The 7,173-nt window shown below is 75.1% G+C and carries 7 protein-coding genes; 2 read left to right on the forward strand and 5 right to left on the reverse strand.

Annotated elements, in window-relative coordinates; all coding sequences use genetic code 11:
- A partial coding sequence (locus ABT106_RS30075) for a GNAT family N-acetyltransferase (protein WP_351283688.1) occupies positions 1-828 on the reverse strand: 828 nt, incomplete at its 3' end.
- A gap of 98 nt (positions 829-926) precedes the next feature.
- Between ABT106_RS30075 and ABT106_RS30080 the strand changes: the two genes are divergently transcribed.
- Positions 927-1,349 carry a DUF350 domain-containing protein gene (locus ABT106_RS30080; RefSeq protein ID WP_351283691.1) on the forward strand — a complete coding sequence of 141 codons (423 nt, stop codon included), beginning with the start codon at positions 927-929 and terminating at the stop codon, positions 1,347-1,349.
- A gap of 83 nt (positions 1,350-1,432) precedes the next feature.
- Here ABT106_RS30080 and ABT106_RS30085 read toward each other — a convergent pair whose 3' ends face one another.
- The 4 genes from ABT106_RS30085 to ABT106_RS30100 all read right to left on the reverse strand — a co-directional run bounded on the left by ABT106_RS30085 (position 1,433) and on the right by ABT106_RS30100 (position 6,031).
- Positions 1,433-2,659: an acyltransferase family protein gene (locus ABT106_RS30085; protein WP_351283694.1), complete on the reverse strand. Its 1,227-nt coding sequence runs from the start codon at positions 2,657-2,659 to the stop codon at positions 1,433-1,435.
- Positions 2,656-3,699, reverse strand: coding sequence for an alpha/beta hydrolase (locus ABT106_RS30090; RefSeq protein WP_351283696.1), 1,044 nt, complete (start codon positions 3,697-3,699; stop codon positions 2,656-2,658). The genes ABT106_RS30085 and ABT106_RS30090 overlap by 4 nt, the downstream gene beginning before the upstream one ends.
- Positions 3,700-3,926: 227 nt before the next feature.
- The gene (locus ABT106_RS30095) at positions 3,927-4,607 is read right to left on the reverse strand and encodes a response regulator (RefSeq protein ID WP_351283698.1); all 681 of its coding nucleotides are present in this window, start codon (positions 4,605-4,607) and stop codon (positions 3,927-3,929) included.
- Entirely contained in the window at positions 4,604-6,031 is a 1,428-nt protein-coding gene (locus ABT106_RS30100) for a histidine kinase (RefSeq protein ID WP_351283701.1), read from the reverse strand. The genes ABT106_RS30095 and ABT106_RS30100 overlap by 4 nt, the downstream gene beginning before the upstream one ends.
- Before the next feature lie 70 nt (positions 6,032-6,101).
- Between ABT106_RS30100 and ABT106_RS30105 the strand changes: the two genes are divergently transcribed.
- Entirely contained in the window at positions 6,102-7,046 is a 945-nt protein-coding gene (locus tag ABT106_RS30105; protein ID WP_351283703.1) for an AEC family transporter, read from the forward strand.
- The last annotated feature ends 127 nt before the right edge of the window (positions 7,047-7,173 follow it).

The following is a 7,173-nucleotide window of genomic DNA, read 5'->3' on the forward strand; positions in this document are numbered from 1 at the left end:
GCAGCGGGATGCCGACGAGGACGTCGTCGACGGCGCCGTCGGCGCCGCGGTGCATGGCGCGTACGCCGTATCCGGCGGGCAGGTCCCAGTCGACCCGAGCCCGTCGTACACCTCGACGCCGGTCCAGCCCAGCTGGCGGCAGACCAGCCCGGCCCAGCCGGGCGGGACCGCCCGGGGCAGGACGAGGGCCGCCGGGCAGGGGCTGTAGAAGGCGGCGAGACAGGCGTAGTGGTGCGCGGGCAGCTGCTCCCGGTCCAGGGAGACGTCGGCGAACTGCGCGTTGAACTCGGCGACGTTGCCCAGGTGCACGGCCCGCCCCCCGCCGGTCCAGGCCCGCGCCCAGCCGGCGAGCGGGACGGGCGCCGCCTCGAACCGCACCAGCCCGCCGGGCCCGCCCGCTCCGCCGGGGGATCCGCCGGCGCCCGGACCCCCGGGCACGGCCACCGCGCCCATGGCCCGGTAGAACCCGGCCGCGTGCGGATCGGAGTCGATCACCAGCGCGCGCACCCCGAGTCCGGCGGCCCGGCGCACCGCGTCCCGGTAGAGCAGCCGCCCCACGCCCCGCCCGATGGCCGACGGTTCCACGAACAGCAGCCCCAGGGCCGCCCGCGGCGCGGCCCCCTCCAGCGAGGCCAGCCCGAGCGGGAGCCCGCGCCCGTCCTCGGCCACCACGATCCGGCGGGACGTCACGTCGCCCGGCCGGACCCGCAGTTCCTCCGCGCACGCCGCCAGGAACCCGGCGTCGTAGCCCCAGTACGCCTTGGACCGCATCACCAGCGCGGTCAGGGCCGGCTCCTCACCGGGCCGCGCGGCCCTGACCTGTACCACGTGCCGACCTCCCCATGGTCCGGGGCAAGGGTGTGCGATAGATTCGGCCAGCCTCCCCACGGCACATCGTTCCCAACCACGCGGAGACAGGCTTCCCCATGAGCGACATCATCAACGGACTAGGCCGCACCAGCGCCTTCGGCGCCCTCGGCCTGGTGCTGCTGATCCTCGGCATCGTCCTCGTCGACGTGCTGACGCCCGGGAAGCTCCCGAAGCAGATCTGGGAGGAGCGCAACCGCAACGCGGCGCTCCTGCTCAGCTCCGCTCTCCTGGGCATCGGCGGCATCGTCTTCACCTCGATCTGGACCACGTACGACGACTTCGGCAAGGGACTGCTGTCGACCGCGGCCTTCGGCCTCCTCGGCCTGGTCCTGATGGCGGTGGCCTTCCTGGTGCTGGACCTGGTGACCCCGGGCAAGCTCGGCGCCATCGTCGTCGACCCCGAACCCCACCCGGCGGTCTGGGTCACCGCCTGCTGCAACCTCGCCGTCGCCGCCATCGTCGCGGCCTCGATCGCCTGACGGCGGATCACCCGTATGTGACGAGAGCGCCGCTCCCCGAAGGGAGCGGCGCTCTCGCCGTATGCCGGGGCCCCGCACCGCGGCTACGCCAGCCCCAGGGCGAACACCGCGAACCCCGCCGCCAGGACCCCCGCCACCGCCCGGCGCACCACCGGCGCCCCGCGCCCCTCCCGCGGCGGGCCCTCGAACCGGCGCGCGTACCGGGCGATCCCGACCAGCAGCACCGCGAACACCGGCATCCACGCCACCCGCGCCGCGATCCAGCCCAGGCTGTCCGGAGCCGTGGTCAGTCCCGCCACCGCGCCCGCGAAGGAACCGGGAACGGCCGCGGCCAGCATGGCCGTCTGGTGCCAGCACAGGATGGTCATCGCGCACAGGTTGACCACGACCACCGGAGCCCACAGCGCGGGCCGCGCCAGCAGCTTCGCGAGCCGGTCGCGCAGCAGGACCGCGGCCCCCGACTGCGTCGCCGCCAGGGCCGGCACCAGCAGTGACGGCGGGTGCGAGTTGGTCCGCACCGCGCCCGGTACGCCCACCATGGACGCCGGGTAGTGGAACACCACCAGCAGCGCCGCGAACAGCAGCGCCCCGCCGGCCAGCAGCAGCCGGCCGCCGCGCCGGCCGATCCGGCCCTCGCCCCAGGAGACGCCCAGCTGGTAGGCGAACAGCCAGCCCGGGAGGATGTTCACCAGCGCCAGCCAGGACGGCACCGCGTCGGCGAACGGCCCGTACCGCAGGAAGTCCACCACCGCGACCGAGGCGAGCAGCGGCGCCGCCGCCCAGCCGCCGAGCCGGCGCGCGGCCCGCACGCAGTACGGGGTCAGCGCGGTCACCACCACGTACACGCCGACGAACCACAGCGGCTGGACCACCAGCGTGGCCCCGGTCCGCAGCGTCGCCTCCGGCACCCCGGCCGCGTACAGCACGGGCGCGGCGAGCGCCCACACCGCCGTGACCCCGAGCACCGGCCGCCCGAGCCGTACGATCCGGCCCCTCAGCCACGCTCCGGCCGAGCCCTGGCGGCGCCCGTACGACAGGGCCGAGGCGTAGCCGCCGACGAGGAAGAAGATGCCGAGCATCTGGAGCACCCAGCTCGCCGGGGCGAGGCCGCCGAAAGCGGAGAGCGGGCTGGCGTTGTGCAGGCCGCCGTCCGCGTCGAGGGTGAAGCCGCCGAGCAGCCAGTGCCCGGTCGGTACGGCCAGCAGGGCCAGGGCGCGCAGCCCGTCGACCGCCCGGTCGCGGTGGGCCGGGGTCCGGGCGTCGATCCTGGCGGCGGCCTTCCGCAGCGTCGTGAGCGTGCTCGTACTCATCGGACCTCTCCGTTCGCGATCGCGGCGAACGCCGCCAGGGACTGGGTACCGGGGGCGAAGTAGCCTGCGTGGCCCCGTACGTCGGAGGCGGGTACGCGGCGGGCGCCGAAGGCCGCGGACGTCGGGTCGGCGCCGTGGCCGAGACCGGCGAACTCGACGTTCGGGATGTCGGCGATCCAGTCGGAGGGGCTCCGGGCGGCCCAGACACGGGCACCGGTGCGCAGCGCGGCGGAGGTGCCGGCGCGCACGCCGGGGGAGCCGAGGACCACGATGTCGGCGGCGTCCGTGTGCCGGGCCGCCAGCCCGCAGACGACCGAGCCGTAGCTGTGGCAGAACAGCACCGGGTCGGGCGCGCCGACCGCGTCGAGGCCCGCCGTGAACCGGGCCAGGCGCTCCGCCCCGGCCTCCGCCAGCCGTCCCACGGCCGTGTCCAGCCCCACGCCGACCGGGGTGGTGTAGCCGGTCCAGGCGATCACCACGGTGTCCCCGCCGGTCGCCGCGAGCAGGCTCCGCGCCATCCCGGCCGGTCCGGTGTGGGGCGCGCGCCGGGCGTCGTGGGTGGCGGCGTCGTTGTCCGCGCCGGGGACGACCACCGCGACGTGCGCCGCGTGCTCCAGGTCGCCGAAGACCTCCGCGACCTGACCCCGCCCCCGCGGGTCGAAGGCCAGGATCTGCCGGCCCGGCGCGGCCAGGGAGGCGTAGCGGGCGTCACCCGTGGCGGCGACGGCGACCCGGTTGGCCTCGTACCGCAGGGGGAGCGGCGCCCCGTCCAGATTGCCCACCACCAGTGGGTGGGTCCGTACGAGGTACCGCAGCGCGGCGGTGTCCAGCCCGGCGAAGAACCGGGCCACCCCGGCCGGCGGCGTACTCGCCGGATCGGGCAGCGGACGGCCCGCGACCGCGTCGGCCCGCCAGGCCGCGGTGCCCGGCGGCGGCCCGGTGACCGCCCGCTGGCTGTCCCCGGAAGCCCAGCCGGCGGTCCCCGCGACAACGGCCACCGCCAGCGCGGCCGTGACCACTGTCCTTCCGAAGCGGCGCATGCCCCTTCTCCTCTCCTCGTGACGAGGAGGAAGGTAGGAAGGAGGTACCCGGCGGCACGTCGGACCGTGGTGCCAACGTCGGAGTCATACCCCGGTAGGGGGTGGAGGAGACGGCCGCCGAACCCGGCCGCCTCGGGACTTCAGGGCGTGCCCGCCCGGTCGGGCCGCGGTGGTGGAGCGGGACGAAGCCCGATGGAGCCGGGCGAAGTGAGTGAAGGGACCGGTCGTCAGCCGGCGTCGCCGGGCCGCACCAGCCCCGCCTCGTACGCGAAGATCACCGCCTGGGCCCGGTCCCGCAGGTCCAGTTTGGCCAGCACCCGGCCGATGTGCGTCTTGACCGTCTGCTCCGCCAGGACCAGATGACCGGCGATCTCCTGGTTCGACAGCCCCCGCGCGATGAGTTCCAGTACCTCGGTCTCACGCGGCGTCAGACCGTTCAGCCGCAGTGCCGGATCCTTCCGCGGGGCCGGCCGCCGCTGGACGAAGTCCGCGATCAGCCGCCGGGTCACCGACGGCGCGAGGAGGGCCTCGCCGGAGGCGACCACCCGGACCGCCGCGATCAGGTCCGCCGGCGGGGCGTCCTTCAGCAGGAACCCCGAGGCACCGGCGCGCAGCGCCTCGTACACGTAGTCGTCGATGTCGAAGGTGGTCAGCATCAGCACCTTCGGCCGGTGCACCACCCCGCGCGGGGGATCCAGGAGCTCCCGGGCCGCCGTCAGCCCGTCCATCTCCGGCATCCGCACGTCCATCAGGACCACGTCCGGATGGGTGGAACGGGACACCCGCACCCCTTCCCGCCCGTCGGGGGCCTCACCCACCACGTCGATGTCGGCCTGCGCCGACAGCAGTGCGGCGAATCCCGCCCGCACCATGGCCTGGTCGTCGACGATGATCACGCGGATGGTCAACTGGCGTCCTCGGTCGGGTGGTCCAACGGCAGGCGGGCGGCGACCCGGAAGCCGCCGTCGGGCAGTGGACCGGTGTCCAGCGTCCCACCCGTCAACCGTACGCGCTCCCGCATTCCGACCAGACCGTGCCCCGTGCCCGAAGTCTCCAGCGCCACCACGGCGTCCCGGGCCGGGCCGTTCACCACGAGTACGAGGACCTCGTCCGCGTCGACGGTCACCGACACCGAGGTCGGCGCCCCCGGCGCGTGCCGCACCACGTTCGCGAGCGCCTCCTGCACGATCCGGTACGCCGACAGGCCGACGGCCGGCGGCGCCGCCCCCGCGGCTCCCGCCGCGAGCGACAACTCCACCGGCTGGCCGGCCCGTACGGTCGCCTCCACCAACTGCTGGAGCCGGTCGATGCCCGGCTGCGGGGCCCGTTCCCCGTCCGCGCCGTTCGCCCCGTCCCCGCGCAGCACCGTCAGCAGCCGCCGCATCTCGCCCAGCGACTCGCGGGCGCTCGCCGCGATCGCCGCGAACTCCTCCCGGACCGGATCCGGCAGGCCCGGCAGCCGGTACGGCGCGGAATCCGCCTGCACGGTGATCACCGACATGTGGTGCGCCACCACGTCGTGCAACTCCCTCGCGATCCGGGCCCGTTCCTCCAGCAGCGTCCGCCGGGACCGCTCCGCCTCGCTGATGCTCTGCTGCTCCGCGATCCGCTGCTGGGCGTCACCGAGCCCGCGCAGCGCCCCCGTCAGCGCCAGCACCACCCCGCTGAGCACGAAGAGGAGCGCGGCCGTGTTCATGGCGCCCGGCGGTTCGAAGAACGCCAGGAGCGCGCCGACCGCCCCGGTCGCCAGCCACACCCCGACCAGGGTCCGGATGGACTCGCGCAGCCCCATACAGGCCATCAGCGCCAGATAGCCGATGATCACCATCGGGGTCCACGGCCAGCCGCGTCCCGTCACGTCGTCGGCCTGGATCAGCAGCACCGCGCCGAGGGTGTCCGCGAGCAGCACCATCGCCCACGCGTGCAGGGGCCGGGTCACGGCGAGGAGCAGCGGGACGGTCTGGGCCACCCCGAGGGCGCCCGACCAGCCGCCGCCCGCCTTGTAGACGTTGGTCAGTACGGCGATGGTCACCGGCAGCAGGGTCAGCGTGAACAGACCGACGACCACGAAGGGCAGCACCCGCTGCCATGTTCTCGGCGCCCGCGCGAGCAGCGGCTCGGCCGCCCTCGCGGGCGTGCGCAGCACCACCGAGAGCTGCGCCAGGGCGCCGGGCACGCGGGCACCGGCGGCCGGGGCCTGGGCCGGGGTGGCTCGGGAGGAGACGGGCGGGGAGGAGGCGGCCCCGGAGGAGGTTTCCCCGGAAGGGGTGGCCGGGGAGGGCGTGCGTCGACTGGTCCGGCCGCGCGGCCGCTTGCGGGCTCTGTCGCTCATGATCCGCCCAGGATATGCGCCCCGGGCGGCGCGGGTAGGCTGCCGACGGTCGATCAAGGAGCCGGTACGCATGGGTGGGGCAGCCGCACTGGAGAAGCTGGTGCCGGTGATGGCGGCCTTCGGCGCCGGAGTGCTGCTCGCCCGCCGCAAGGCGGTGCCGGCCGAGGCCGCCAAGGCATTCTCCGACTACGCCTTCCTCTTCGCCGTCCCCTGCTACCTCTTCGGCAACATCTACCGCAGCGACCTGGCCGCCCTGTTCGACTGGCGGGCCCTCGGCGGCTACGCGGCGGCGGCCGCCCTCGCCGTGACCGCCGTCGCGCTGGCGGCGGTCACCCACGGCATACGGGAGCCCCGCGCCGTCGCGCTGCGCGTGATGGCCGGGGTGCAGGTGAACACCGCCTACTTCGCCGTCCCCGTCTTCATCACCGTGTTCGGCACCGCCGCCCCCCTCTTCCCCGTCCTGCTCTTCCAGGTCTGCGTGCTGTCCCTGGTGGTCATCTCCCTCATGGAACTGGGCCGCCCCGGCCCCGCCGGAGGCGGTCCCGGCCGCCGCCTCGCGCGTGCCGTCGGCGCCTCGCTCGCGACCCCGCTGGTCCTGGCCTGCAACGCGGGGATCCTGCTCAACCTGCTCTCGGTGCACGTACCCGGTGTGCTCCTGGACGCGGCCGGCTTCGTCGGGGACAGCGCCTCCCCGGTGGCGCTGTTCGCCCTCGGCCTCCACCTCGGGGGCCACGGCCTCGGCCTGCGGGGCACCACACGCGAGGAACTGGCCCTCATCGGCTTCAAGTGCGTGGTCTTCCCCCTGCTGGCCTGGACCGTGTGCGGGCCGCTGCTCGGGGTCGGGGGGCCGTGGCTCGCGTACCTGGTCGTGATCGCCGCGATGCCCACGCCGCAGAACCTGTTCGTCTTCGCCCAGCGCTACGACGTGGGCGTCGACCTCTCCGCCTCCCTCGTCATCAAGACCTCGCTGGCCTCGCTCCTGCTGCTGCCGCTGTGGCTGCACGTCGTCACGTGACGGCCGGGCCGCCGCGGACCGGTGCGGGCCCGGCTCCGGCGCGCGGTCTCGTTCCCCGGGCGGGCCCCGCTCGTTGACCCGGCATGGAACTGCCGACCATCGCGGCGCCGGGCGTCGGCCAACGGGC

The sequence above is a fragment of the Streptomyces sp. NPDC002044 genome (assembly GCF_040296725.1).
GTDB lineage: Bacteria > Actinomycetota > Actinomycetes > Streptomycetales > Streptomycetaceae > Streptomyces > Streptomyces antarcticus.

Bases quoted from the DNA above. Each gene is read 5' to 3' on its own strand.
- ABT106_RS30090 (WP_351283696.1), bottom strand. From the start codon at position 3,699: ATGCGCCGCTTCGGAAGGACAGTGGTCACGGCCGCGCTGGCGGTGGCC.
- ABT106_RS30100 (WP_351283701.1), bottom strand. From the start codon at position 6,031: ATGAGCGACAGAGCCCGCAAGCGGCCGCGCGGCCGGACCAGTCGACGC.
- ABT106_RS30080 (WP_351283691.1), top strand. From the start codon at position 927: ATGAGCGACATCATCAACGGACTAGGCCGCACCAGCGCCTTCGGCGCC.
- ABT106_RS30085 (WP_351283694.1), bottom strand. From the start codon at position 2,659: ATGAGTACGAGCACGCTCACGACGCTGCGGAAGGCCGCCGCCAGGATC.
- ABT106_RS30105 (WP_351283703.1), top strand. From the start codon at position 6,102: ATGGGTGGGGCAGCCGCACTGGAGAAGCTGGTGCCGGTGATGGCGGCC.